General features: G+C 55.0%; 19 protein-coding genes, 1 tRNA gene, 2 rRNA genes and 1 pseudogene (1 of these 23 only partly in view). 12 read left to right on the top strand and 11 right to left on the bottom strand.

Translation table 11 applies throughout. The features are described from left to right. From ACEWZM_RS04555 to ACEWZM_RS04545, 3 genes are all read left to right on the top strand, one after another. A 23S ribosomal RNA gene (locus ACEWZM_RS04555) occupies positions 1–2641 on the top strand (it extends 234 nt beyond the left edge of the window). Positions 2642–2765: 124 nt separating this feature from the next. Beyond that, a 5S ribosomal RNA gene (gene rrf / locus ACEWZM_RS04550) occupies positions 2766–2880 on the top strand. A gap of 179 nt (positions 2881–3059) precedes the next feature. Then, positions 3060–3136: transfer RNA gene (locus tag ACEWZM_RS04545), tRNA-Met, on the top strand. A 277-nt stretch (positions 3137–3413) separates the two neighbouring features. Here the strand turns inward: ACEWZM_RS04545 and ACEWZM_RS04540 are convergent. The 5 genes and pseudogenes from ACEWZM_RS04540 to ACEWZM_RS04520 all read right to left on the bottom strand — a co-directional run bounded on the left by ACEWZM_RS04540 (position 3414) and on the right by ACEWZM_RS04520 (position 9812). Next, positions 3414–4491, bottom strand: a pseudogene (locus tag ACEWZM_RS04540) (IS3 family transposase). Positions 4492–4738: 247 nt separating this feature from the next. Next, complete coding sequence (locus ACEWZM_RS04535; RefSeq protein WP_414005314.1) at positions 4739–6424, bottom strand: tryptophan halogenase family protein; 1686 nt, start codon at positions 6422–6424, stop codon at positions 4739–4741. 479 nt (positions 6425–6903) lie between these two features. Continuing rightward, a protein-coding gene (locus ACEWZM_RS04530; RefSeq protein ID WP_414005313.1) for an IS5 family transposase occupies positions 6904–7696 on the bottom strand; the annotation gives its coding sequence in 2 pieces (ribosomal slippage) (positions 6904–7330 and positions 7329–7696; 795 coding nt in all). A 391-nt stretch (positions 7697–8087) separates the two neighbouring features. Then, positions 8088–8993, bottom strand: a complete 906-nt coding sequence (locus tag ACEWZM_RS04525) for a ThiF family adenylyltransferase (RefSeq protein WP_414005312.1) — start codon at positions 8991–8993, stop codon at positions 8088–8090. 63 nt (positions 8994–9056) lie between these two features. Further along, positions 9057–9812 (bottom strand): PEP-CTERM/exosortase system-associated acyltransferase, encoded by a 756-nt coding sequence (locus tag ACEWZM_RS04520; protein WP_414005311.1) that lies wholly within the window; start codon positions 9810–9812, stop codon positions 9057–9059. A gap of 668 nt (positions 9813–10480) precedes the next feature. Here ACEWZM_RS04520 and ACEWZM_RS04515 point away from each other — a divergent pair. The 3 genes from ACEWZM_RS04515 to ACEWZM_RS04505 all read left to right on the top strand — a co-directional run bounded on the left by ACEWZM_RS04515 (position 10481) and on the right by ACEWZM_RS04505 (position 13262). After that, positions 10481–11557: a Hint domain-containing protein gene (locus tag ACEWZM_RS04515; RefSeq protein ID WP_414007955.1), complete on the top strand. Its 1077-nt coding sequence runs from the start codon at positions 10481–10483 to the stop codon at positions 11555–11557. A 259-nt stretch (positions 11558–11816) separates the two neighbouring features. Continuing rightward, the gene (gene rpsD, locus ACEWZM_RS04510) at positions 11817–12437 is read left to right on the top strand and encodes a 30S ribosomal protein S4 (RefSeq protein ID WP_414005310.1); all 621 of its coding nucleotides are present in this window, start codon (positions 11817–11819) and stop codon (positions 12435–12437) included. A 252-nt stretch (positions 12438–12689) separates the two neighbouring features. Then, positions 12690–13262, top strand: coding sequence for a PA14 domain-containing protein (locus ACEWZM_RS04505; protein ID WP_414005309.1), 573 nt, complete (start codon positions 12690–12692; stop codon positions 13260–13262). A 54-nt stretch (positions 13263–13316) separates the two neighbouring features. On the opposite strand, the gene ACEWZM_RS04500 is transcribed toward ACEWZM_RS04505, so the two are convergent. Beyond that, entirely contained in the window at positions 13317–13778 is a 462-nt protein-coding gene (locus ACEWZM_RS04500) for an Lrp/AsnC family transcriptional regulator (protein ID WP_414005308.1), read from the bottom strand. Positions 13779–13933: 155 nt separating this feature from the next. On the opposite strand from ACEWZM_RS04500, the gene hisC reads away from it, so the two are divergent. Genes hisC through ACEWZM_RS04485 form a run of 3 tightly spaced genes read left to right on the top strand, consistent with a single transcriptional unit; the run spans position 13934 to position 16817 of the window. Next, a complete protein-coding gene (hisC, locus tag ACEWZM_RS04495; protein WP_414005307.1) occupies positions 13934–15019 on the top strand; it encodes a histidinol-phosphate transaminase in 1086 nt (361 codons plus the stop codon). Next, positions 15016–15936: a prephenate/arogenate dehydrogenase family protein gene (locus ACEWZM_RS04490; protein ID WP_414005306.1), complete on the top strand. Its 921-nt coding sequence runs from the start codon at positions 15016–15018 to the stop codon at positions 15934–15936. Before hisC ends, ACEWZM_RS04490 begins: the two co-directional genes overlap by 4 nt. Further along, positions 15933–16817 carry an extensin-like domain-containing protein gene (locus ACEWZM_RS04485; RefSeq protein ID WP_414005305.1) on the top strand — a complete coding sequence of 295 codons (885 nt, stop codon included), beginning with the start codon at positions 15933–15935 and terminating at the stop codon, positions 16815–16817. Before ACEWZM_RS04490 ends, ACEWZM_RS04485 begins: the two co-directional genes overlap by 4 nt. Here ACEWZM_RS04485 and ACEWZM_RS04480 read toward each other — a convergent pair. Continuing rightward, the gene (locus ACEWZM_RS04480) at positions 16814–17818 is read right to left on the bottom strand and encodes a DUF2125 domain-containing protein (RefSeq protein WP_414005304.1); all 1005 of its coding nucleotides are present in this window, start codon (positions 17816–17818) and stop codon (positions 16814–16816) included. The genes ACEWZM_RS04485 and ACEWZM_RS04480 overlap by 4 nt on opposite strands. A 64-nt stretch (positions 17819–17882) precedes the next feature. Between ACEWZM_RS04480 and ACEWZM_RS04475 the strand changes: the two genes are divergently transcribed. The 3 genes from ACEWZM_RS04475 to ACEWZM_RS04465 all read left to right on the top strand — a co-directional run bounded on the left by ACEWZM_RS04475 (position 17883) and on the right by ACEWZM_RS04465 (position 21645). Continuing rightward, positions 17883–18413, top strand: coding sequence for a gamma-glutamylcyclotransferase (locus ACEWZM_RS04475; protein ID WP_414005303.1), 531 nt, complete (start codon positions 17883–17885; stop codon positions 18411–18413). Positions 18414–18492: 79 nt separating this feature from the next. Next, entirely contained in the window at positions 18493–19674 is a 1182-nt protein-coding gene (locus tag ACEWZM_RS04470) for a biopolymer transporter ExbB (protein ID WP_414005302.1), read from the top strand. Between the two features lie 3 nt (positions 19675–19677). After that, a complete protein-coding gene (locus tag ACEWZM_RS04465; RefSeq protein ID WP_414005301.1) occupies positions 19678–21645 on the top strand; it encodes a peptidoglycan -binding protein in 1968 nt (655 codons plus the stop codon). Positions 21646–21657: 12 nt separating this feature from the next. On the opposite strand, the gene ACEWZM_RS04460 is transcribed toward ACEWZM_RS04465, so the two are convergent. The 4 genes from ACEWZM_RS04460 to gloB all read right to left on the bottom strand — a co-directional run bounded on the left by ACEWZM_RS04460 (position 21658) and on the right by gloB (position 26697). Then, positions 21658–22242, bottom strand: coding sequence for a DUF2087 domain-containing protein (locus ACEWZM_RS04460; protein ID WP_414005300.1), 585 nt, complete (start codon positions 22240–22242; stop codon positions 21658–21660). A gap of 208 nt (positions 22243–22450) precedes the next feature. Further along, positions 22451–23416, bottom strand: coding sequence for a M23 family metallopeptidase (locus ACEWZM_RS04455; RefSeq protein ID WP_414005299.1), 966 nt, complete (start codon positions 23414–23416; stop codon positions 22451–22453). Between the two features lie 4 nt (positions 23417–23420). Then, positions 23421–25742 (bottom strand): ATP-dependent Clp protease ATP-binding subunit ClpA, encoded by a 2322-nt coding sequence (gene clpA / locus ACEWZM_RS04450; RefSeq protein ID WP_414005298.1) that lies wholly within the window; start codon positions 25740–25742, stop codon positions 23421–23423. A gap of 181 nt (positions 25743–25923) precedes the next feature. Beyond that, positions 25924–26697 (bottom strand): hydroxyacylglutathione hydrolase, encoded by a 774-nt coding sequence (gloB, locus tag ACEWZM_RS04445; RefSeq protein WP_414005297.1) that lies wholly within the window; start codon positions 26695–26697, stop codon positions 25924–25926. Positions 26698–26735 lie beyond the last annotated feature (38 nt).

Here is a 26735-nt window from a genome sequence, read left to right as displayed (position 1 = left end):
CCTGAATACATAGGGTTTTAAGAGCAAACCCGGGGAACTGAAACATCTAAGTACCCGGAGGAAAGGACATCAATATGATACTCCCCTAGTAGCGGCGAGCGAACGGGGACCAGCCGAGCCTTGAGTGTGAATAGAATGTGTTGGGAAGCACAGCCATAGTGGGTGATAGCCCCGTATATGAAGCATGATAGGACGTATTAAGTAGGGCGGGACACGTGAAATCCTGTCTGAAGATCGGAGGACCACCTTCGAAGGCTAAGTACTCCTTACTGACCGATAGCGAACCAGTACCGTGAGGGAAAGGTGAAAAGCACCCCGACGAGGGGAGTGAAACAGTACCTGAAACCGAACGCCTACAATCAGTTGGAGGCCCCTTGAGGGCTGACAGCGTACCTTTTGTATAATGGGTCATCGACTTGGTCTCACAAGCAAGCTTAAGCCGTTAGGTGTAGGCGCAGCGAAAGCGAGTCTTAATAGGGCGAATGAGTTTGTGGGATCAGACCCGAAACCGAGTGATCTAGGCATGGCCAGGTTGAAGGTGCAGTAACATGCACTGGAGGACCGAACCCACATCTGTTGAAAAAGATCGGGATGAGCTGTGCCTAGGGGTGAAAGGCCAATCAAACTCGGAGATAGCTGGTTCTCTGCGAAATCTATTTAGGTAGAGCGTCATCCGAATACCCCGGGGGGTAGAGCACTGGATGGGTAATGGGGCCCCACAGGCTTACTGATCCTAACCAAACTCCGAATACCCGGGAGTACTAGATGGCAGACACACTGCGGATGCTAACGTCCGTAGTGGAGAGGGAAACAACCCTGACCTACAGCTAAGGCCCCTAATTCATGGCTAAGTGGGAAAGCAGGTGGGATGTCCAAAACAACCAGGAGGTTGGCTTAGAAGCAGCCATCCTTTAAAGATAGCGTAACAGCTCACTGGTCTAATTAAGACGTCCTGCGGCGAAGATGTAACGGGGCTCAAGCCATGAGCCGAAGCTTAGGATGCACATAGTGCATGGTAGCAGAGCGTAGTGTGACATAGTCTCATGTCTCTTTTACTCATTTTATAATGAGTGCCGGAGACACGAGGCTTTCGATGAAGCGGGCGCGTGAGCGATCCCGTGGAGAGATCACTAGCGAGAATGATGACATGAGTAGCGACAAAGAGTGTGAGAGACACTCTCGCCGAAAGTCCAAGGGTTCCTGCTTAAAGCTAATCTGAGCAGGGTAAGCCGGCCCCTAAGGCGAGGCCGAAAGGCGTAGCCGATGGGAACTAGGTTAATATTCCTAGGCCAGGAGGATGTGACGGATTGTGAAGGTAGTTCATCCTTATCGGATTGAATGGGCTGCTGATCAGTCCCTGGAAATAGCCCTCCATGAGACCGTACCCTAAACCGACACAGGTGGACTGGTAGAGAATACCAAGGCGCTTGAGAGAACGATGTTGAAGGAACTCGGCAAAATACCTCCGTAAGTTCGCGAGAAGGAGGCCCGGTTCCAAGGCAACTTGGAGCTGGGGGCACAAACCAGGGGGTGGCGACTGTTTATTAAAAACACAGGGCTCTGCGAAGTCGCAAGACGACGTATAGGGTCTGACGCCTGCCCGGTGCCTGAAGGTTAAAAGGAGGGGTGAGAGCTCCGAATTGAAGCCCAGGTAAACGGCGGCCGTAACTATAACGGTCCTAAGGTAGCGAAATTCCTTGTCGGGTAAGTTCCGACCTGCACGAATGGCGTAACGACTTCCCCGCTGTCTCCAACATCGACTCAGCGAAATTGAATTGCCTGTCAAGATGCAGGCTTCCCGCGGTTAGACGGAAAGACCCCGTGCACCTTTACTACAGCTTCGCACTGGCATCAGGATTGTGACGTGCAGGATAGGTGGTAGGCATCGATACGTGAACGCTAGTTCACGTGGAGCCTCCCTTGAGATACCACCCTTCGCACTCTTGATGTCTAACCGCGGTCCGTTATCCGGATCCGGGACCCTGCGTGGCGGGTAGTTTGACTGGGGCGGTCGCCTCCTAAAGCGTAACGGAGGCGCGCGAAGGTTGGCTCAGAGCGGTCGGAAATCGCTCGTTGAGTGCAATGGCAGAAGCCAGCCTGACTGCGAGACTGACAAGTCGAGCAGAGACGAAAGTCGGCCATAGTGATCCGGTGGTCCCAAGTGGGAGGGCCATCGCTCAACGGATAAAAGGTACGCCGGGGATAACAGGCTGATACTGCCCAAGAGTCCATATCGACGGCAGTGTTTGGCACCTCGATGTCGGCTCATCTCATCCTGGGGCTGGAGCAGGTCCCAAGGGTACGGCTGTTCGCCGTTTAAAGAGGTACGTGAGCTGGGTTTAGAACGTCGTGAGACAGTTCGGTCCCTATCTGCCGTGGGTGTAGGATACTTGAGAGGAGTTGCCCCTAGTACGAGAGGACCGGGGTGAACGATCCACTGGTGGACCTGTTGTTGCGCCAGCAGCAGTGCAGGGTAGCTATGATCGGACAGGATAACCGCTGAAGGCATCTAAGCGGGAAGCCCCCCTCAAAACAAGGTATCCCTGAGGGCCGAGGTAGACCACCTCGTCAATAGGCCGGAGATGTAAGTGCAGCAATGCATTCAGTTGACCGGTACTAATCGCCCGATAGGCTTGATCTGTTCCAGTAACAGTCAGTGACACAATGAACCAAAAGCAAAACAAAACTGGACTTCATGTTGGTTGTATCTCGACGAGCGTCTCACAAAAATTGTGAAACATCGTCGATATATGGATTTTTCTCGGTTTGGTGGTCATAGCGCAAGTGAAACACCCGGTCCCATCCCGAACCCGGAAGTTAAGCACTGTTGCGCCGATGGTACTGCGTCTTAAGGCGTGGGAGAGTAGGTCACCGCCAAACCTAGTAAAATCCATAACTCTTAAACGATATTAATAACGAATACCCTTCAGACCATATCACCCTGAAGGGGACACGCAGTCGTGCTACAAGCAATACTGCAATAGTCCTAAACCGCCAAAATCGGCGATAGGACAAACAAAAGGGCTCAAGTAGCGTAAGCGATCGCCCAACAAAAGTGTCGCGGGATGGAGCAGCCCGGTAGCTCGTCAGGCTCATAACCTGAAGGTCGTAGGTTCAAATCCTACTCCCGCAACCAATCTTACAAAATCAAAAACACCTTAAAACAACAAACTAACGACATAAAAATCGCTGTTGGCGTTTTGACTCCTAAACCCGTGGAAGCACTCTGGAAGCATAACGAGACAGTTGGTGCGGTGGCGAAGGCTAAAGGTCTACGCAAAGCTTCTCGAAGCAGGCGTTCAGTTAAACACTCTTGTGGACGCTTTGAGCCCTAATCCCTCAGTATCTTGCCAGCTTCGTATGTCCCCGTGATTGCGTAGTTCATGACGTGCTCCCCGCAGCGTCCTCGGTTATTAGTTCGCTCTGTTCAGGGTTTGGTCCTCTACTGACCGTTGATGATACTCCCACGGGGTGAGCCCGTCGAGGCTCGTATGTGGGCGATGGTGATTGTCATCGTCACGCCAGGCCGCGATCAGCTCTCGGGCGTGGCGCAGGTTGGCGAACAAGTGCTCGTTGAGGCACGCGTCCCGGAGGCGGCCGTTGACGCTTTCTACAAAGCCGTTCTGCATTGGCTTGCCTGGCGCGATGTAATGCCACTCCACCTTCCGATCTTCCTGCCATTTTAGAATGGCATTCGACGTCAGTTCGGTCCCATTATCGCTGACCACCATGCAGGGATAGCCACGCGTTCGAGCGATATTGTCGAGCTCACGGGCAACCCGCTGGCCGGAGAAGTGAGGTGTCCACGACCGCAGCCAGGCAGTCCCGACTGAAGTCGTCAATGACGCAGAGCACCCGGAAACGGCGGCCATCAGACAAACTGTCCGCGACGAAGTCCAGCGACCATCTCTGGTTCGGCCCTTGCGGGATCGCCATGGTCGCACGCGTCCCAATGGCGCGGTTTCGCCCGCCGCGCTTGCGCAGGCTCAGCCCCTCTTCGTGGTAGATCCGGTAGGGCTTCTTCCAGTTCACCTGCCAGCCCTCGCGGCCGAGCAGCAGGTGCAGCCGACGCCGCCGCCGTTCGCTGGACACCTCCCTCGGCCTCTCTCGCAACTCGGCGTCCGCAGGCCTGGTTGATCCACGCCGATAGACGCGCGGATCGATCCCGGCCAGGGCACAGGCCCGCCGCTGGTTGTCGTTCTTCTCTGTCATGGCCCAGTCCACGGCTCTCCGCCTTACACCGGATCTCTTTCAGCGTTGCCACATCAAGCATCTGCTCGGCCAACATCTTCCTGAGCTTGGCGTTCTCGACCTCCAGAGCCTTCAGCCGCTTGGCCTCGGACACTTCCATGCCGCCATACTTCGAACGCCATGTGTAGAAAGTGCCATCGCTGAGCCGTGCTTCCGGCACAGTTCCTTCGCCCCCATTCCGGCTTGGTGCTCCTTAAGGATGCCAATGATCTGCTCTGCGCTGAAACGGCTTTTCCGCATCGCCTGTCTCCTCGCTTGGAGAACAGGCTAACTTCAAATCGCGGACTTTTCAGGGGAGCATGTCACTTGGACCCTATGCAGAGCTCACAACCTCAGATTCGGCTTGCCAACCGCTCGGACAGATCCAATGGCGATTGGTTCTGTGACGTGTGGGGGGCAATATAAAGTTGGCCGGACGGTAGAAATCTACCACCCGGTCATTGATGCTTGTCACAAATAGTAACTCATCAGATCGCGCAAGAAATGCCTAGAACAGTTGCAGATCTTTCTCGCCGTTTCTGATTTCTGCGAGGTTTGGCATGTTTTGTGGGGGTAGGGTTGCCGATGGTGCGCCCGGCATCGCCACTGTTGGTTTTATCGTCGCCGAAATGCCAAAGGCTGGTGGGTCAAGTTCCCCTCGGATGTCGCGCAGCAGAGTTTTGTGATCTGGCATTGCTTTGAGTATCTGAGCAAGGTCTGCCTTTGCTCCCTTTGAAAACTGGAACCAGATTGGTTTCTTTAATGGACGCAAGCGATTTCGGATTCCGGAGCCGTAGCCTGTATCGTAAACTTGCTTACCTAAAAGAACAGTTTGATAAACCCGGTAGTCAAATAGCGTGGCAAACTCGATATCGGCCTCCATTGGCAAGCGGTGTTGCCACAACTCTAGGTTTTGAGCTAACCGATCCGGCACCTTCATCTCTGTGCGCGCATCAATCCAATAGGGGTCATCGGTGCGATTGCCCAATTTGTAGTGCAGACAGATAAACTCCAAAACTTCGTCGTAGAGCTTATTCATCTGTCGATTATATCTTGTCCGCAAGGAGGGTGTGATATCTCTCGTAGGCAAGTGCTCTGCGAACCAGCGCACGGCATGGTCGATCATATGGATGGCGGTACTTTCCAATGGCTCAATGAACCCACCGGCCAGTCCAATCGCCAAGCAGTTCTTGACCCACGCATTGTGTACGCGTCCGATGCGCATGGGGATTACACGCGGCGTCGCTCCTTTGCCGCTGTCCCCCAGCCATTCCAGGTATTCGTCTGCGGCTTGGTCATCCGTGCGATGCGCAGATGAGAACACATAGCCCGTACCCACACGGTTATAGAGCGGCACCCGCCATGTCCAACCTGCACCCAGTGCGGTAGACCGCGTGAGGCTTTCGATCTTTTCTGGATCGGGATGCTCTATTTGCAATGCCATAGCGCGATCGTTGGGCAGATAGTCCGAATAGTCCATAAATGGCTCGCCGAGTGCCTGGTTGATGATCAACCCGCGAAACCCGGTGCAATCTATGACCATCTCGATGTCATGACGTCCGCTGCGTTCCAGCATCAGATGGCTGACATTACCTTGTTCGTCCAGCTCAACTGATTGTACTTCATCTTGAATATGTTCCACGCCGCGCTTGGTGCAAACCTTGGCGAGCATGCCCGCAAACTTCACGGCATCCAGATGATATGCATAGCCAAACCGCTGCTCAAATTCTGGTTGACCCAAATGCCGCGCGCCTTTGCAAAGGCGACCCAGATCATCATGTGGCGCGATAGATCGTGTGAAATCTCTATCCCCATTGCCAAAGCGAAGGAAATACTCGGCGGCTTCCAATCCCTCTAATATCTGACCATGCGCAAAAGGGTTCACATAATCAATGCGATTGCCTTTGGCATCCTTATTCCAATTGCAGAATTTCACGCCGAGTTTGAACGATGCATTGGTTTCGCGGAAAAATGCTCGCTCCGAAATGCCCGCCTGACGAAGCGTTTTCGGCATGCGTGGCACAGTCGCCTCTCCGACACCTACTGTGGCGATATTCGGACTCTCGATCAGGCAGATTTTCGGTCGATCCTTTGCCGCTGATGTGCGGGAGAGCTCGGTCTCTAGGATTAATGCGGTCATCCAGCCCGCGGTGCCGCCACCTACGATGGTTATTTTCCTTAAGCGGTTGTTCATGTTGTTCCATCCCTATTTTTAGTTTTTTTTGTGGGATCGTAGCGCAGCTTTCCTACATCTGGCTAGCATCAATGGTTTTTTTGCGCTTAACGGATCTGTTTGCGCACCTATCGCGGGAAGCGGGTTCGATGCTGACAGCTTTAATAACTTCTTGCTATTGCCGGGTCCACGTCAATTGCTTCCGTTAGGCGGACAGTTCCAACTGGCAATGCAGAACTACTAGGATCGGGTGAAATGATGTGACCCGCCTCAGTATTGTAACGAAGGGTAGAAGTGGGTCACGTATGCTTCTTGACTTCAAAATAATGGATGTAGCTAAGGTTTAGAAAGCCTCATAAAAAGGTTTGCTTCGATGTCAGGCCGAAAATGCAAGGATATTACTTTCGTCATCAGGCTTTGGTCTCGAAACCCGGCGATCGGACGGGTTTCCGGAGTAGAAAAAACATTGGTCAAACCGCTTAGGCTCGAGACTCATTGATTTACAGCCAGAATAGGACCGTTGCAGCGAGAGCGATGGCCGAGAGGAATACCTTTGGGCATCTGTCATATTGGGTGGCGACGCGCCTCCAATCCTTCAGGCGTCCGAACATGATCTCAATGCGGTTGCGTCGTTTGTAGCGGCGCTTGTCGTATCGGACAGGCTTGTCGCGTGACTTTCGACCTGGGATGCAGGACTTTATTCCCCTGTCATTAAGGGCTTCGCGGAACCAATCTGCGTCATAGCCTCGATCTCCCAGCAGCCAGTCAGCCGGTGGCAGACTGTTCACCGGAGCCCTGGCGCCCGTGTAATCGCTCACCTGCCCAGCGGAAATGAAGAAGCGGATGGGGCGTCCCAGACTGTCAGTAACGGCGTGCAGTTTCGTATTCATGCCACCCTTGGTGCGCCATATCAGCCTGCGACGCCCCCTTTTTCAACCGCAGACTGGAAGCCGTGCGGTGCGCTTTGAGGTACTTGCGCAGGCTCACTCGAACGCATGGCGTTCGCCTGCTCACATCGATCATGATGGTTTTATGAGCGGTTCCCTCTGCAGCCAGCCCGTTCATGATCCGAGCGAACACACCCATATCGCTCCATCGTTTCCAGCGATTATACAGCGTCTTTGGCGGCCCATATTCACGCGGCGCATCGGACCAACGTAACCCATTGCGGTTGATGAAAATAATCCCGCTCAGCACGCGTCGATCATCAACCCTCGGCTTACCATGGCTCTTTGGAAAGTAAGGCTGAAGGCGCGCCATCTGCACATCCGTCAGCCAGAATAGATTGCTCATGTTATACCCCTGAAACTCAAGGGCATGAATCACGCAGGCGGGATGACGGCAACCAAATTAATAGGTCCAGAACCTAATGACGCACCGCTTGGTTGCATGTTTGGGATAATATTTCCCTAATCTCAGGGGCGCGCTGTGCTCCCGTTGCTTGCAAAATCTGTTCACATTGAATTTCAATCGTAAATAGTGTGTCTTGGGGTGAACGATTGCGGAGACGCTGAATGTGCAAGTCTTTGCCGCCCTCGCATTTGGATAGGCCGACATGAGCTTTGATGCGAGTGTGGTCGTCATCTGGTAACCATCAATGTGCAAACGCTCTTCGAGCGTAAAGCACCGCCCGGTGAACGAGCCCTAAAGATCTAGCCCCGCCAAGAACTTTAGGGTCTCTTGGTTACTCCTCGGGTGTATTTTCCAAAGTTTTTCTAGCGAGATGCAGCTTAATGCGATGAACAAGGCTATGGGGGCCAAACCATGGTCTGCTGGTGATGCATTTACCTGCGGACACATCAAATTGATGAAACCATGGGGCAGCCTTTGTTCCGCCGCGGTGCAGTAGAAGCTTCAAAATCTCGGTACCAGCGATGCCTGCGCAAAGGGCTATGCCCATCGGTGTGGATGGGGCTTTTTGAGCTCGAAAATCAATAAAAGACGGGTCAACCAGAAAAGGCCTATGTAACGCTTTTGGAGCAAGCCCGAGAAGGAACCGAATGTAATCGCTCGTGTCATTGTGCTCAGAGAAGCCAAAGTAATCCTCAAAGGATTGGCTTTGTGGTGTGAAGATCAACCAGGCGCATCCGGTGCCAACCGGAGCAGCGGTGATCGCGGGAATGCCGCGTCGTCTTGCCTCTGCAAAAAGGGCGCGGCGGACCTCTAGGGCGAAGAAATCAATGGAGTCGACGTATATGTCGGCCCCGTCTAAGAATGCAGAAACCGTTTCGGGCGTGATAGCATGATCCCAGCTATCAATGTGGGCCTCAGGGTTAATGTCACTCAGCCGTTCGGCAATGACCTCTAGCTTGGGGCGTCCCAAATTAGACATGGTAGCACAGAATTGCCGGTTGAAATTGGGTAGGTCAAAATGGTCAAAATCAGCGAGATGAAAAGCGCCGATGCCAAGCCGTGCAAGGGTAAGCGCATGGGCGCCACCGACGCCGCCTAGACCGCATATGGCAACTTTTTTGCTTCGTAAAATCTGCTGTTCTTCAGGTGTGATCCAGCCGAGGGTTCGCGAGAAAGCGTCTTCATAGGAAAATTCCGGGGTGTTTTCTAGTTTACCATCAATTTCTTGTAACGACATTGTGGATCCGTTCGAAAATTATGTGAGATAGAAAAGAAACAGCACAGCGCAATGTTGAGTAGGTCACGGGTAGCTGAATTCTCTTTGGAGTGCGCTTCGGTCCAATGGCCAGGTTTGGCCATTGTCAGTTACATAACGCCAAACTTCGGTGTTCTTGTCGAATAATTCTGCCAAAAGCGCGGAGATATCACGGTAGATTGGTGCTCTGGTACCGCGATGATCAAACCGCTCACCAATATCATGATAGCGAAAGCCGGAACGCGCCAACATACGCTGCAACGACGGCGCGACGGTCATAATCACTGTGTTGGCATTGTCGTTGGCGATCGCTTGTAGGATCCCCCGAACTAGTGCCAGAGCAGGAAACACGCTGGCGGCGAGATTCGCGCGGCTTAAATCGGTCTCCAAGTGCTCCCGTGAAAGTGTAAATCGGGAGATTTCAATAATACTCCCTTCGGTCCATGTTTGGCGCATATATGTCTGAAATTTATCTGATCTGTCGAAAGACGGGAGCTGTTGTCCTCTCGCACCAAAGCTCTGGTAAAGGATGCGGGCTGTTCCAACAGCGAGATCGGTTCTTTGATCCTTTAGGAGGATGTGGACGGCTCTGTCATCGTATTCATCTCGCTCAAGGCCATCAGGGAATTCTTCTGAAGCCTCCCAAGATCTGTTGATGCAATATTCTTGGTACCTCAGACGCATGCAGGCTTTGATGTCGTCTATGGTTCTACATAGGTTCGGTTTCAAATTTGGAAATAAATCTACGGTCCTTAGTGTTTTCTTGGTTTCTGCGGTTCTCGCGAATTCCATGCAGCCCATTTTTTTCTCCTGGGTGTAAGGTCCAATAGTTGCATATGTTGATAGTAATTGATTTGAGGCAATGATTTGTTGGAAATAAAATACGAAAAATTTAACAATCTTAAGTATATATTAACGGTTCACAAATCTGTTATGATCATTGGTGCGATATGCGATCGTTTTGCCCGCTAGGGAGGGAGACGAATTTGGAAACGCCAGGCGCGTTGGAGAATTTTGATTTGTGCTCAATCGAGATAACAGATTAATATTCGTAATATGTAAGGTGTCTCATATATAGAGATCAGAAAATATATGTGATTTTGAAGCTTACATGTTTGCATGATAGTAGGTCGAATTGGGCTTGGTGGCAGAATGTATTTTGCATCATCTAGTAGCTAAATACGGTTCGCTGATTTGCAGAGGTCTCGTGATCAAGCTAATACAAGACGCCTTGGCGGTAACTAAGGTGTGGACCTCGGAGAGGCATATGATGGCTGTTTCAGCAGGTTCCCCTACGGTAGGTTTAAGTCCTGTGCGCAAATGCTAGTTCGGCCTTGATAATGCCACTCGTGGTTGGCGGTCCTTGGGGCACGTTATTGGGCGGATTTTTGCTATGTGGCTTTTGCGAAGAGGTCAGATCTGTTAACGTTGGCTTAATAATAAAACGCCACAGGCAGGCAGTCGTGCAGATGGAAACAGGGTTTCGAGGCACCTACGTTATTTCGTGGGGGCAGACCGAGGTAGACGGTTTGTTGGGCGCGCCAGTGTCTGCGCTATCCGCGGGTTCCACTTGGCGTTGGCGCGGTAAGCCACTACGAGTGGATGGACCCGGTAATTTGTTACAGCTTGATCGCAGCACAGAGGATCTTGACCTACGCCGCCGTGCAGCACGCACGGTGGGGCGTTTGGTTGGGCTGGCTGTCAAGGATGGAGCTGAGTTTCCCAAATCTGTTACCGATGGGACCAACGAAGAGGCTTTGTTGCGAGATCGCCACTTTATCGTAACCAATGGTCTGCGAAATTACACAGTGACATTGATTGAGGTGGGGCAGGGGCAGCGCCCGTTACTGATGTTTGTCGATTCTCAGCCACCAAGCGAAACGGATCTTTGGGTGGGTGACGTGCGAATGGCAGAGGGCGCTGGCGATTCCGTGCAATCTACCAGTGGTGTGATCTGTTTTACACCGGGTACAGTATTGCGAACCCCGTCTGGAGGTGTGCGTGTAGAACGCTTGCAGGAAGGGGATTGGATACAGACGCGTGACAGTGGTGCCCAGCAGATCCAGTGGATTGGTGCGCGCCGGATGAGCGGAGCGAGGCTGTTTGTAGCGCCGGAGCTGCGCCCTATACGTATCAGAGGTGGCGCGCTTGGCATGCAGCGCCCGGATGCGGATCTGTTGGTATCTCCTGGTCACCGGATGCTTTTGCGGGGGCCGCATGTGCAAAATCTGTTCAACACACCAGAAGTCTTGGTTGCTGCGCGCGATCTGATTAACGGCAGGGATATTGCGGTCGATACGCAGCTGCGCGAGGTCACATATATCCACGTATTGCTGTCAGATCATCAGGTGCTCTGGGCCAACGGGGTTGAGACGGAGAGCTTTCATCCCGCTCAGGCCGCGTTGAGTGCTCTGCGCAATGAAGACCGTGTGCGATTGCTGCAGGTGCTGCCGGAATTGGACGTCGATCCCTTGCGTTATGGGGATTTCGCACGCCGCAATATCAATCAGCCAGAAGCCGCAATTCTGCGACACGCTGCTGCCTGACATGCAATAAGTGCAAGTCCCTTGCGGGACAGTTTCTATTCCTAATTTTCGACGCAGAAAACGGCGTGGCAAAAGCCGGTTGACTCCAACAGAACCTCGTCTATACACGCGGCTTCATTGGTGTTGGCGGCTCCCGCAAGGGAATGCCTGTCATGCCCGAGGACCGACGTGATCAGTTGATCAATCGTGACACGGAGCAAGAGGACAACGCCCTTCTATGCAGCCTGCGGGTTGCGACATAAACTGAAGGAGATCAGCCGTGACCAAACGCACGTCTGCCAAGTACAAAATTGACCGCCGTATGGGCGAAAACATCTGGGGCCGTCCGAAGTCCCCGGTGAATCGTCGTGAATATGGCCCGGGCCAGCACGGTCAGCGCCGTAAGGGCAAACTGTCCGATTTCGGTATTCAGCTGCGCGCCAAGCAGAAGCTTAAAGGCTACTATGGCGACCTGACCGAAAAGCAGTTCCGACGCATCTATTCCGAAGCTGAGCGTGTAAAAGGCGACACCGGTGAAAACCTCATTGGTCTGCTGGAGCGCCGTCTGGACGCGGTTGTATACCGTGCCAAATTCGTTGCGACCGTCTTTGCTGCGCGTCAGTTCGTGAACCACGGCCACGTCTTGGTCAACGGCAAGCGCGTGAACATCCCGTCCTACCGCGTGAAGGAAGGTGATGTGATCGAAGTACGTGAGAAATCCAAGCAAATGACCGCTCTGCTGGAAGCTGTTCAGCTGCCTGAGCGTGACGTTCCTGACTATGTGGAAACCGACCACTCCAAAATGACCGCGACTTTTGTGCGCGCACCGGGCTTGTCCGATGTGCCGTACCCTGTTGTTATGGAACCGAACCTGGTCGTCGAATTCTACGCCAAAAACTAAAGTCTACCCAAACCTAGGGAGACGGAAAAGGGCTGCCATTTGGCGGCCCTTTTTTGCTCTTATGATGCTGCGTTCCGTCGACGTTGCTATTGGTCCATGTGATGTTCTCACGGTGGATCGTTCTCAAATCTGGGTTTGATGGCTGCTTATGGACGCGGCACGCAATGGTATTAAAGATTGTCAGCGGCCCCTTGTGAGACCTATCCTGCCCGCAGACGCCCGTTGAGAGGCGATGAACAGGGAAGGTGGACTATGAAGATGACCCGTATTCTGGGGTTGGCTGCGATGGTGGCTGTCTCGGCAACACTGGCATGGTCAGCGCCGCTGCGCTTGACCCCGGCGAATCCGCAGCCAAAAGGGCTAAAGTCGGGCCTGACGGTCCGTTATGCCTATCCGGATGACGTCAAGACGCTGCGCGGTGCAGCCAAGGCGTTAAAAGCTGGCGCTGAGACTGGTCAGCCGCTCAAGGGGCTTGATTACCGCGACACCAGCATTGGGCAGAATGCACTGACGTCCAAGCGATCCGAGAATGTCGTGGCAGATATTCGCGGTTATGTGCGGTTTGATGCGCCGGGTATCTACACCATTGATTTTCTGACCAATGATGGGATGCGTGCTGTAATCGGTGGCAAGGTAGTTGGCAAATTCGATGGACGTCAAACCTGCCAAGAGACATTTGCCCAAAAGGTCGAGGTGCCCAAGGCGGGCTGGTATCCGCTGCAGGTTCTGTATTTTCAGCGCCTTAACACGTCTTGCCTGCATATGCGTATGGGACCAAAGGGCAGCCGGGTGACCTGGATGCCAAACAAGGCTTTTGGCCGATAGCGCTCTTCATGACGTATACACACAAAGGCGACCAAACTGGGAAGTGGCTACCATCTACAGCGGTAGCGGACGCCCCTCTGCAATGGCTTCCATTGCGAAATATGACGTCACACTGTCTAACTCCACGCCTTCGATCAGGCGTTGGTAGACCTTGTCATAGCTCGCCATATCCTCTGTCACGACTTTGAGCTGGTAGTCATAGTCCCCGCCGATGCGGTGAAAATCGACCACCTCGGGGATTGTCAGCACATGGCGCCGAAATGTCTGCAGCCAGTCCGCCGAGTGGTGGCGGGTTCGCAACATGACAAATACCACCAGATCCAAGCCCAATTGCTTGCGGTCCAGCCGTGCCGTGGTCCCCTGTATAAGGCCGCTCTCATTGAGTGTTTTCAATCGTCGCCAGCAGGCATTCTGCGACAGGCCGACCTGTTCTGCCAAATCGCGCTGAGACAGGCTTGCGTCGCGTTGCAGCGCGCGCAATAGGGCAAGGTCGATGTGATCTAGCTCGTGTGTCATGGGGCTATCATAGTCCTTGCCAAAACAGGAGTTCAATCACTCTCTAGTTGCCACACTTCATGGTACGGTGCGGCGCAATGTCGAGCTGGGCGTCTTGCTGCTTTCCCATTGCTGCCAAGGCGGTTATTACGAAACGGCATCAAGGAGCATCAATCATGACCCACATCGCGCCGCAGCCAGGCATTTTGGACATCGCCCTCTACGAGGGTGGGGCTGCCCATGTGAAGGGGATGAGCAATGTGACCAAGCTCTCCTCTAATGAAAACCCGTTGGGGCCAAGCCCGAAAGCTATTGAAGCTATGCAAGCGGCCGTTTCTCAGATGCATCGATATCCCAGTTCGGACCATATAAATCTGCGTCAAGCCATTGGTGAGGTTTACAGCCTGCCGCCGGAGCAGATCATCTGTGGTGCGGGCAGCGACGAGATTATTACCTTCCTTTGCCAGGCCTATGCGGGGCCGGGGGATGAGGTGCTGTTCACGGAACATGGGTTTGCTATGTATCGCATTAGCACACTGGCTGCCGGGGCAACCCCGGTCGAGGTGCCCGAACGCGAACGTGTAACCGATGTGGACGCGCTCTTAGCGGGGTGTAGCGACCGGACACGGCTGGTGTTCATCGCCAACCCGAATAACCCAACCAGCACGATGATCGGTTCTGCAGATCTGGCACGTCTTGCTGATGGCCTGCCCAAGGGCGCGCTGCTCGTGCTTGATGGCGCCTATGCGGAATATGTCGAAAACTACGACGCCGGTGCTGCTTTGGTCGCGAGCCGTAACAATGTGGTGATGACACGGACCTTCTCGAAAATTTACGGGTTAGGCGGCGCGCGTGTTGGCTGGGGTTATGCCCCCAAACCGATCATCAATGTACTTAACCGTGTCCGTGGCCCTTTCAATCTATCCTCTACCGCGCTTGCCGGGGCTGAGGCTGCTGTACGTGATACCGCCTATACCGAGCAATGCCGTCAGGAAAATGCCAAATGGCGCGGCTGGCTGGCAGAGTCCCTTGCAGAATTGGGTGTGCCTTCTGATACATCCTGCGCCAATTTCATCTTGGCCCGGTTTTCCGATCCGGAAGAGGCTGGCGCTTGCGATGCCTTTTTGCAGTCACAGGGGCTGATCGTGCGGCGCGTGACCGGGTATAAGCTTCCTTCAGCCCTGCGTATCACCGTGGGCGACGAGGCTAGCTGTAAACAGCTGGTTTCTGCTGTTAAGGCGTTCAAGGACGGCCAACCATGAGTGGTCCAGTCTACAACCGTATCGCGCTGATCGGACTTGGCTTGATTGCCTCTTCCATGGCGCATGCCATTCGTCGTGGCGGTTTGGCGGCCGAGATTACCGGTTATGCTCGCAGCGAAGAAACCCGCGAAACCGCACGCCGCATTAACCTGTGTGACCGCGTCTGTGACACTGCTGCCGAGGCCGCGAAAGATGCAGATCTGATCGTGCTCTGTGTGCCGGTCGGGGCGATGGAAGCCGTAGTGACCGAAATCACGCCGGTACTGAAAGCCGGTGCGACGGTATCGGATGTTGGGTCGGTTAAACGGCATGTGATCGACGCGGTGTTGCCGCATATCCCTGACGGCGTACACTTCGTTCCGGCCCACCCGCTGGCGGGGACCGAGCATTCGGGACCAGAAGCAGGTTTTGCCGAGCTTTATGACAACCGTTGGTGTTTGCTGGTGCCCGTTGATGGCTGTGACCGTGCCCCGGTGGACCGGTTGCGGCAACTTTGGGAGGGCATGGGGGCCAATGTCGATGAAATGGATGCAGACCACCATGATCTTGTCCTCGCCGTAACGTCGCACGCGCCGCATCTCATTGCCTATACGATGGTCGGCGTTGCGGATGATCTGCGCCGGGTGACCGATAGTGAAGTGATCAAATACTCGGCTGCAGGGTTTCGCGACTTTACCCGGATCGCGGCCTCTGATCCGACCATGTGGCGAGATGTCTTTCTGACAAACAAAGATGCGACTTTGGAAATCCTTGGCCGCTTCACCGAGGAATTATTTGCTCTACAGCGGGCTATACGGACCGGAGACGGTGAGCATCTGCACCAGTACTTCACCCGCACTCGCGCGATCCGTCGCGGTATTATTGAAGCTGGTCAAGATACTGCAGCGCCGAACTTCGGTCGCGAGGCAAAATCATGATTTGGTTCCGATTGCCGCGTCTTCGAACATTTACGGTCGCTGGTGGGTTGGTCGCCATGATTGCTGCCAGCGCCGGAGCAACTGCAGCCAATGCACCTGAGCGCTCGCTTCGGCCCCTTGTGCGCCCAGATGCAACATTGATCGCGGCCTCTGCATCCAGTGCGGCAACCGCAATCACAACTGCAACCACAAGCGTAGCGCTGCGGCCGCAGGGACGTCCTCAATCACAGCAAGTCGTGGCGATGGTGGCTGCATTGAATTTGCCGATGGTACCCGCCGGTCCGGAGACCTCGCTGCGTCCACATCTTCGACCCGGTGATCTGGCCGAGAAGATCCTGTTTGGTAAGCGTAAGCGCCGTAAGACATCGGTCTGTGGTGATATCGATATTCAGGGAAGCAAGGTCGGGACGGTGCCGGGACGTCTGAAAGGTTGCGGTGCAAAAAATGCAGTGCGCGTGCGCTCGGTCGCAGGTGTCACACTCAGCCAGCAGTCGATAATGACCTGCGAGACGGCAAAAACCCTTAAGAAATGGGTAGAACGGGATGTGATCAAAGCCTTTGATCGGCACGACCGGGTCGTGTCCTTAAGGGTCGCGGCGCATTATTCCTGCAGAACACGCAACAACAGGCCCGGCGCTAAGGTTTCAGAGCACGGCCGTGGCAAGGCGATTGATATCTCGGGCTTTGTGCTGGAGAGCGGCAAGGTGATTACCGTATTGAAAGGCTGGAATGCGCGCGCCACGCGAAAGGGGCTACGCCAAGTGTGGAAAGGGGCCTGCGGGCCATTTGGCACCGTGCTGGGGCCTCAGTCGGATCGATATCACCGGGATCACTTCCACTTTGATGTGGCACGCCATCGTGGCGGCCCTTACTGCCGCTAACGCAGGATCAACCGGGGCGCTGGGCCTATTGGGATGGGCCCGAGCGTGGCAAATCCAGAAGAGAAGGTCAGCGACAGATCAAGGTCCCGGTGATTGCCACCGAGCCGGGCAAACACCCGCAGCACCCTTTCAACACCCAAGCGAGCGGATGGATGCAGGGCTCCCGAAGCCTCCGCCATATGGAGAATATCTTGCCAGTTTTCGACCTGAAGTGCCAATTTTCCATCTGGTTGGCCCGTTTCGTCAATTGTCAATTCGCCAGTCGCCTTGAGCCTCATTGGGCCCCAACGGGTTTCTGCCAGGCGCAGGATGATATGGCGTGGTTGCGGGCGGCGCAGCTCAATTACGTTTCGATCCCAACTGGTGTCGAAACGGACTGCCATGTCGAGTGTAATCGTCTCCAACCTGTCTGGTAAGCCTTCTGCTGCAGCTAAGCGCTGGCGCAGCAGCGGGCTGGGAGTGAGGCCACCGGCACTGCCGCTGATTTGGTAGACGTTCGGATCAGCCATTTGCTGCATTTCCAGCGAGAGTGACTGGCCTTCCAAATCCACGTCATCCTTGCCCTGAGCGCTCCAGTGCTGCGCCCGTAGCGACAGCTGTTCCATTTCTAACGCCAAACCGGGGGCTAGTTGTAAATCGGCCCTCAAATCATTAGCCCGGATAGTTGCAGTATCGTCGAAGTATGACACGCGCTGCGTGGTGTCCGGTAGCAACAGCGTCAGATTACCGGGCCATATAGCCGTACTGCGGATCTCCAGCCAATCCGCGCGCCAGGCAGCGCCGGTGCCAGGATCAGCAAGAGCGGGAGCAGTGATCCGGTGGACGTGACGCAGAGGGAATCCGGAGCTGTAAAGTTCGGCATATTCCGCTTGCCAACCCTGTCGTTGTTGCTCAGCAAACCAGCCCTCAATGCCTTGACGCAAACCCCAGGCTGTGAGGGCCCAATACAGGCCCAAAGCCAAAGCTGCGATCAACACCAGTTTTGTCCATCGGATCATCATTCGGCCTCTTTTCTGGACGTGAGATTTGATGTTTATAGACCGCGATCGAAAAAGGGCCAGCGTCATGACCATGTGGGTATTTGGATACGGATCTTTGTTGTGGAACCCGGGCTTTCCGGTGGTACGCCGTGAGGTCGCGACATTGCCGGGCTATGCGCGTTCGTTTTGTATGAAATCGATCCACCATCGTGGCAGTGAGGAAAAACCCGGACTCGTGCTCGCACTGGATGCCATAGAAGGCACAGCCTGCACCGGGCTCGCGCTGGCCGTTGAAGCGGGCCACGAAGAACAGACGTTGCTAGAACTGCGTGAGCGCGAGTTGATTTCTTCGGCCTATGTAGAAAAGGATCTGACGGTTCAGCTGGCCAACGGCAATGAAGTTACCGCAGTTACTTATGTAATCGACCCGGATCACAATCAATATTGCGGCGGTATCAGTCTGGAAACACAGGCCCGGATCATCGCTGGAGCTGTTGGCGGGCGTGGCCCAAATACCGAATATCTCTTCAATACCGCCGAGCATTTGGCAGAGATCGGGTTGCGCGACGCTGATCTGGATTGGCTCTCGGCGCGCGTCCGTGATCTTGCATCATAAAGCCTTGGCTCTTTTGAGGTTTTGCCTATAGTCTCCGGTTCTGCAAGAATACCAAAAAGAGTGTCAGGAGCCACAGACCATGGCGCAGCCAGACCGCGAAAGCAGACCGCAGTTTTCCCAACCGGTACGCCAGATCATCATGATGCTGATCGCCCTTGGGTTATCGGGGTTCGGCGCCTTTGTTGCACTGCCACGAGTGTTGCCGGTTTTTGAGGCCAACCCTTGGCTTAACGGGTTCATATTTTTGGTCTTTGTCTTCGGTGTGGTCGCCTGTTTCTGGCAGGTGCTGCAACTGATCGGGTCGGTGCGCTGGATCGAAGGGTTTGCCGCAGGAGTGACGAGCGATGATGATCGCCCGCCATCTATGCTGGCTCCGCTAGCTTCGCTACTGCGTTCACGGGGCGCACGAATGCAGCTGGGCTCATCCTCTACGCGGTCGATTCTGGATTCCGTTGCCACGCGGATCGACGAAGAACGCGAAATTACGAGATATATCGTTAACTTATTGATTTTTCTCGGTCTTTTGGGTACTTTCTATGGGCTCGCGACCACGGTTCCTGCAGTGGTGGACACAATTCGTAGCCTTGCCCCACAAGAAGGCGAAGAGGGCATCGCGGTGTTCAATCGCCTGATGACTGGGCTTGAAGCACAGCTGGGCGGTATGGGCGTCGCCTTTGCCTCGTCGCTTCTTGGTTTGGCGGGCTCGCTGATCGTTGGATTGCTTGAGCTGTTTGCAGGCCATGGTCAGAATCGGTTTTACCGCGAATTGGAAGAATGGTTGTCCTCCTTTACTCGCGTCAGTTTCTCCTCCGGCGAGGAGGCTGGTGGTGGTGAAAATGCCGCTTTGACCGGTGTGTTGGACACGATGACCGAACAGATGGATGCGCTGCAGGCGATGTTCGTACAATCGTCCGAAGCACGTTCTGGTGTCGATCAGAAGCTTTCAGCGCTAGTGGATGCGATCACTGATATGAACCAGCGACAGGGGCAATCCGAAGACACCTCGCGGGCGCTTGAACGGGTTGCAGTGGGGCAGGAGGCCCTGACTGAGTTGATGCGTGCCCATGGCGATGTCGGTCTAGATGCTGAGAGTAGAATGCGCTTGCGCTCTATCGATGTGCAGATGTTGCGTATTCTTGAGGAAATCTCTGCGGGCCGGCAGGAGAGCCTGTCCGAGTTGCGCAAGGATATTGATCTTCTTGTAAAGGCTTTCGCACGCCCGCAGGGGCTGGGCCGTACGGCGCGCGGGCCCGAGGAGTAGACGATGGCCCTGTCACGTCGCACCGGTCAGCGTTTTCAGGCCTCGATCTGGCCAGGGTTCGTCGATGCGATGACGGGGCTGCTGCTGGTCCTGATGTTTTTATTGACCATCTTTATGGTGGTGCAATTTGTGTTGCGCGAAACCATATCCGGTCAGGAAAGCCAGCTGGATGAGCTGTCAACGGAAATTGGCGCTTTGGCGGATGCGCTGGGGCTGGAAGAACGCACCAATAGTCAGCTGCAGGCTCGTCTCGGTGCTCTCTCAGCCACATTGGGTACGACACGGGGCGCATTGGAGGCTGCAGAGGCTGATCTGGACGCCGCCCGGGGCGAGATCGGCGATTTTGAAGCACAGGTTGCCCAACTGCTGCTTCGGCAAGAGGAAGCAACAGCCACCATCACCGACTTAACAGCACAGCGTGAGGCGTTGCAGTCCGTCCAATCCGATTTGGAAGGCGAGCGTGATGCGCTCACGCAGGCGCTTGCAGCAACACGGGGTGAGATTGATGCTCAGGTTGAGGCGGCACGGCTCGCTGCAGCAAAGCGGGAGGCTTTGGAGGCACTCGTTGCGGACCTGGAGACGAAGAATTCAGATGCCTCGGCTGCGGCCGCCCAGCTGGAAGCGGATCTCACAGCAGCCGAGGCTGAACGCTTAGCCGAGGCCGCGGCAGCAGAGGCATTGCGCAATCGGCTTACAAACGCAGACGCAGAACTGACGGCGATGACGCTGGCGTTGGAGGACGAGCGACAGGCTGCCGAAGATACGCTGACATTGCTTGCAGCGGCGGAAACCGCGAAGACCCAATTGGATGCCCAACTTTCTGAGGTATTGGACGCATTGGATACGGCAAAAGCGGCAAATGCAGAACGCGATGTTCTGGCCGAACGCTTGACCCGTGTTCTTGCAGAGTTGGAACAGACTCAGACCAGCGGTGACGCGCAGGTTGATGCCCTACAGGCCGAATTGGAGACCGTGCGCCAGAGCCGGGACGCAACAGAAACAGAACTGCAGAACCGCAGTACTGCACAAGCTGAAACTGAGCAGCGCCTGTTGGACGCACTGGCTAAGTTGGAACAGGCCAATGCAGCGGCAGCGGACCGAGATGTTCTGCAGCAAAGACTACTGGCCGCATTGAGCGAGGGCGAGAACAGCGCTGCCGAAACTGCGGAATTGGCAAGCCTTGCAGAACAGCGCGCTGCCTTGCTGGCTCAGGCGCGCGAGAGCCTGGGAAATGAGCAAGCCATTTCCGAAGAGGCACGCCGCCAGACTGCCTTGTTGAACCAGCAAGTTGCCGCACTGCGTGAGCAGTTGGGTGGACTGCAGGCAATCTTGGATGACTACGCGGCCCGCGATGCTGCTCAGTCGGTGCAAATGCAAAACCTTGGCCAGGATCTAAACGCTGCCCTTGCTCGCGCGGCGGCTGAAGAACGCCGTCGCCGTCTGCTCGAAGAGAGTGAGCGTAAGCGGTTGGAAGCGACGGCAGAGCAACTGAGCACGAAGGCGCAGGATCTGGAGCAGTATCGCTCGGAGTTCTTTGGCCGTTTGCGTGATGTATTGGGCAATCAGGATGGCGTACGGATTGAGGGTGATCGTTTTGTTTTTGCTTCTGAGATTTTGTTTGCACCTGGGAGCGCGGATTTGTCGTCCGCAGGGCGGGATGAAATTAGCAAGGTGGCTGGTATCCTGCAAACCGTAGCAGCAGCGATTCCGCCGGAGATCAACTGGATCATTCGCGTCGATGGTCACACCGATGATACGCCGCTTGGTGCACATCCGAAATTCTCTGACAACTGGGAACTTAGCCAGGGGCGAGCACTGTCGGTAGTTCGCTATATGGTGCAGGCGCTGGGCATTCCGCCCCAGCGCCTGTCTGCCAATGGTTTCGGTCAATATCAGCCGATTGATCCGGCACAGACCGTGGTAGCACGGGCCCAAAATCGCCGGATCGAATTGAAATTCACTGAACGCTGAACGGATCTGTTGCTAAGCACGTTTCGGCTGGGATGGAGGGTTCGAGAGTACATCAGCTGCTCTTAACCTGCGACATGCTACGAGGCGTGAAATCAGTGTCTTAGCCTCTGTTGATGGTTCCTTTTCGATCCTCGCATAACAACTGCCATCGCGTTGCCGGGTAAGCAATCCACAGGAGATCATTGTTCGGCGCAAGGTTGCTGGGTCCTTGAAATGATGCTCTGCTAACAGGATTGCGTTCACTTTCGCTTCGGTCATGGACGTCCCAGAAGGGAAAACCGACCAAAGCCCAGATAGGGCAAGCGTCTGTACTGCGCGCTTCGAGGGCCATCGCTGCAGACGCCCTTCCTCGTCAAAATGGGTCAAGGTGCGTTCGATCAGGCGATGATCGGCGGGTATGTGAGACTTGGTTCTCCCGAGGCGATCTGCAGCGGCTTGTACGGCGCGTTGATGCTGCAGGTTCTGAAAACCAGCCGCCCGAGAGAGCATGTTCATCAGGGTTAGATGAGGTGGGCTGGTCTCACCCAGTTGGCGCGATAGCGCTCGGGAAAAATGTGACAGGTCATGAACCTGCATCGGAAGGGGGGTACGGGTCATATTGCATCCTATCGGCGCCCGTTTCGGTCGTTGGTCGCTGTCTTGACGACGCGGCGCCATGCGCAATGGAAGCCGTTCGAGTAGTAGCAGGTTTAGCACTCTCACAAGAGAGCAGCGACGCCTCGGTGTCTGCTGACCGTGAGCATAGATTAGCGTCGTCACAGGTTGCCGCCAAGGGGTTTAATCGTCAGGCAGATATCCTTACGACCTATTTGACGATCATCTCTTGTTTCTGATCGTCAATGACTTGCCCCTTTCTAAGGAGAGTGGCTGTAGCCATATAACTGCCAGGCTGCAGACCCTGTGCTCGTATTCGTTTGCCAGCCGCTCGGAACAATTGCGCCTGAGTTCTTTCCAGCCGCTCTGTCTGATCTATGAGCTTACCTGATGGGCCATCTATACGCAGGGTAAGTTGGTCGCCTTTTCGTGCCCCAAAGGCGTAGGCCCAGAAAACGATGGCATCCGATCCAGCTGTCAAAGGTGACTGATCTGCGGTCCCGGCCTTGATCGTAGCGAATTTTGGCACGTGGTCGGCAAATCCACTGCCAAGGAAACCTCCGGCCTGATAACTGATGTCTTCAGCCCAAAGCGGCGCGCCGATATCCCCGCCGCAGGCTTGTTCCATCCGTGGTCCGAAGGGATCGATCATCTTGCCGTTCTGGCGCACAGAGAGATGCAGATGCGGAAATTGAGTATTGCCAGATAGACCGATCTCTCCCAGCGAGGTTCCGGCCGTCACTTTGTCACCAGAACGGACTTGGATGGAGCCGCGTTTCAGATGGCAGTATTGGGTTTCCCATCCGTCTGCGTGGCGTATAAGTACCCCGTTGCCGCATTCACGTCCCTCAATGGCGGGATCTAGGGGACCGGTAGAATAGCGGTCTTCCATTCCGTCGCGAAAGCCTGCCACAGTACCGTCCGCGGCGGCAAATACGGTGACGCCTGCATCCATGTCACTCAGATAAGGCAAGGCAATGTCGGTGCCTTTGTGGCCATCATATGTGAGTGGATTACAGGTGAAATCCTGGGTTGCTGGACCCAGTGCGCGGTCGACATATTGCTGGATCTCGCAGTTTTCACCCAGAACGCAGTCGACCGGCCATTGCAATACAAGATCGCTCGCCGCGACGGGCGCGGCGAGCGAGGAGATCAATGCCAGAGGCAGGATGCGCATCGGCCTACTCAGCCGTCAAAAGAGGCGGCTTGTCTCCCGAGATTCTTGCCTTTGCGGGCCCCTCGATCCGCAGGTCCAGTTTGCCATCTTTGATGCCGACCTTGACCAAACCACCCTTGGCGAGCTTGCCAAACAATAGCTCTTCTGCCAGCGGTTTCTTGATATATTCTTGAATGACACGGCCCAGCGGACGCGCACCCATGCGGTCGTCATAGCCCTTGTCAGCCAGCCATTCCGCAGCTTTGCGGGTCAGTTCGATTGACACATTACGATCCATCAGCTGGGCTTCCAACTGGAGAACGAATTTCTCAACAACCTGCAAGATTACTTCCTTCGGCAGTGGTGCAAAGGAGATGACCGCATCTAGGCGATTGCGGAATTCCGGCGTGAACGTGCGCTCAATCGCAGCGGTGTCCTCGCCCTCGCGGCGGTCGCGCCCAAAACCAATCGCGGCTTTGGCCTGCTCAGAGGCGCCAGCGTTCGAGGTCATGATAAGCACCACATTGCGGAAATTGACGGTGCGGCCATTGTGATCGGTCAACTGGCCGTTATCCATCACCTGCAACAGGATGTTGAAAACATCCGGGTGTGCTTTCTCGATCTCATCCAGCAGCAGCACGCAATGCGGGTGCTGGTCAACGCCGTCAGTCAAAAGGCCGCCCTGATCAAAACCGACATATCCCGGAGGGGCACCGATCAGACGAGAGACCGCGTGCTTCTCCATATACTCGGACATGTCAAAGCGTAGCAGTTCGACACCGAGTGTATCGGCAAGCTGTTTGGCGACCTCAGTTTTGCCAACGCCGGTAGGGCCGGCAAAGAGATAGTTACCAATGGGTTTTTCCGGTTCCCGCAGTCCGGCACGCGCCAGTTTGATCGCGCTGGACAGAGCATCGATCGCGGCGTCTTGGCCAAAAACCACCCGTTTCAACGAACGTTCCAGATCCTTCAGCACTTCGGCGTCGTCCTTGGAAACATTCTTGGGCGGGATGCGGGCGATCTTGGCAACAACGGCCTCAATCTCCTTTACGCCAATGGTCTTGCGGCGTTTGCTTTCAACCACCAGATGCTGGGCAGCACCGGCCTCGTCTATGACGTCGATGGCTTTGTCGGGTAGCTTGCGATCGTTGATATAGCGAGCAGAGAGTTCTACTGCTGACTTAATCGCATCACTGGTGAAGCGGATACCGTGGTGTTCCTCAAAATAGGGCTTCAGCCCCTTTAGGATCTCGATTGAATCTTCGACCGAGGGTTCATTCACGTCGATCTTTTGGAACCGGCGCGACAGAGCCCGGTCTTTTTCAAAGTGTTGGCGGAACTCTTTGTAGGTGGTGGAGCCCATGGTGCGCAGCTTGCCGCCCTGAAGCGCGGGCTTCAGTAGGTTGGAGGCGTCCATTGCACCGCCGGATGTCGCGCCAGCACCAATCACGGTATGAATTTCGTCGATGAACAGAACCGCATCGGGGTGATCTTCCAGTTCAGTAACGACGGCCTTCAACCGCTCTTCAAAATCGCCGCGATAGCGTGTTCCTGCCAGCAGGGCTCCCATATCCAGAGAATAAATTGTCGTCTCTGACAGGACCTCTGGAGTTTCACCGGCGACGATCTTGCGTGCAAGCCCTTCGGCAATGGCGGTTTTGCCCACACCGGGATCGCCCACCAAGAGCGGATTGTTCTTGCGGCGGCGGCACAGCACCTGAATGCAGCGTTCCACTTCCTGGCTACGACCAATCAGCGGATCGATATCGCCTTCGCGTGATTTGTCATTGAGATCGACGCAGTATTTTGCCAGCGCGCTCTCTTTCTTGTCGCCTTCGGTGGTTGGCTGAGGTTCGTCCTCTACCTCTGGGGAACCGGAAACGGGCCGTGCCTCGCCGAACGCGGGGTCCTTGGCAACGCCATGGGCGATGAAATTCACCGCGTCATAGCGGGTCATATCCTGATCCTGCAGGAAGTAGGCCGCATCGCTCTCACGTTCGGCAAAGATAGCTACCAGTACATTGGCGCCGGTGACTTCGGTCCGTCCGGAACTTTGTACGTGAATGGCTGCGCGTTGAATCACGCGCTGGAAAGCAGCGGTTGGGACCGCTTCGGAGCCATCAATATCTGTGACCAGATTGGCGAGATCTTCGTCGACAAACTCGACAAGGGTCGCGCGCAATTCTGTGAGGTCCACATTGCAGGCGCGCATGACGCGCCCCGCCTCAGGCTCATCTAGCAGGGCCAACAGCAAGTGTTCCAGGGTTGCGAACTCGTGACGCCGTTCGTTTGCCAGCGCTAGCGCGGCGTGAATGGCCTGTTCCAAAGTGCTCGAGAATGAAGGCACGGGCGTGCTCCTCTTGGTCTTGGGTTGGTGGTGAGGCTGCGGGACGGATGCCTCGCCTTCCACAGTCCAACCATGTCCTGATAGTATTAGAGTTTGGTTGATACGTGCCCGGCTTCAAGATCTTTCTTGCATTTTATTGTCACATTTATCGTGACTGTGCCGTGAAAGGATGCCGAAACGGTCAGAAACGGTCCTTCCGGGCTCGAATTTCGGCAAAGACCTCGGCAGCTGGGGCTCCAGCCATGCCCACGGCATCTTTGACACTGTCGAGATGTGCGCGCAGGAAGGGGTTGGTGTCCAGCTCTTCTTGCAGCTGTGAAGGCACGGTTGGGTGATCTTTTTCGCGTGCGCTGTGAACCGCAGCACTGCGCTTTTGAAGCGCTATGTTACCAGGCTCGATGCTGAGTGCAAAGCGCGCGTTGGACTCTGTATATTCATGACCGGAATAGACCGTGGTGTTGTCTGGCAAGGCCGCCAATTTCTGCAGGCTCTGCCACATCTGTGCCGGTGTGCCTTCAAACAGGCGGCCACAGCCCAATGCCATTAAGCTATCTGCGGTGAAGACAGCAGCTAATGCCGGAAAGTGAAGGGCAATATGGCCGACGGTATGGCCAGAGACATCCAGCACGTTGACCTCTTCGCCGAGGCAGGAGAAGGTCTCACCTTCTTTGACCGCCAGATCCAGATCCGGTAGCCGGTGGGCGTCTGCACTGGCGCCGACTATTTGCGGATCATAGGCTGCCTGCAGATCGGCAACTCCGTCGATATGATCCCAGTGATGGTGAGTTAGCAGGATCTGGTCCAAACCCCAACCTCGGCGATCCAGCTCGGTCTTGATTGCACCAGCGTCCGGTGCATCAACCAGTGCCGTGCCGCCGGTTTCCGCATTGTGCAGCAAAAAGGCATAGTTGTCGGAAAGACAGGGTAGGGTAACGATCTCAAGGGGCATGGTCATTCGCTTCTCGATGGGTAAACTGACGGCGACTGGCCTCA

The organism is Phaeobacter cretensis (assembly GCF_047372505.1).
Lineage (GTDB): Bacteria > Pseudomonadota > Alphaproteobacteria > Rhodobacterales > Rhodobacteraceae > Phaeobacter > Phaeobacter cretensis.
This window is presented reverse-complemented; position numbering and strand designations above follow the sequence as displayed.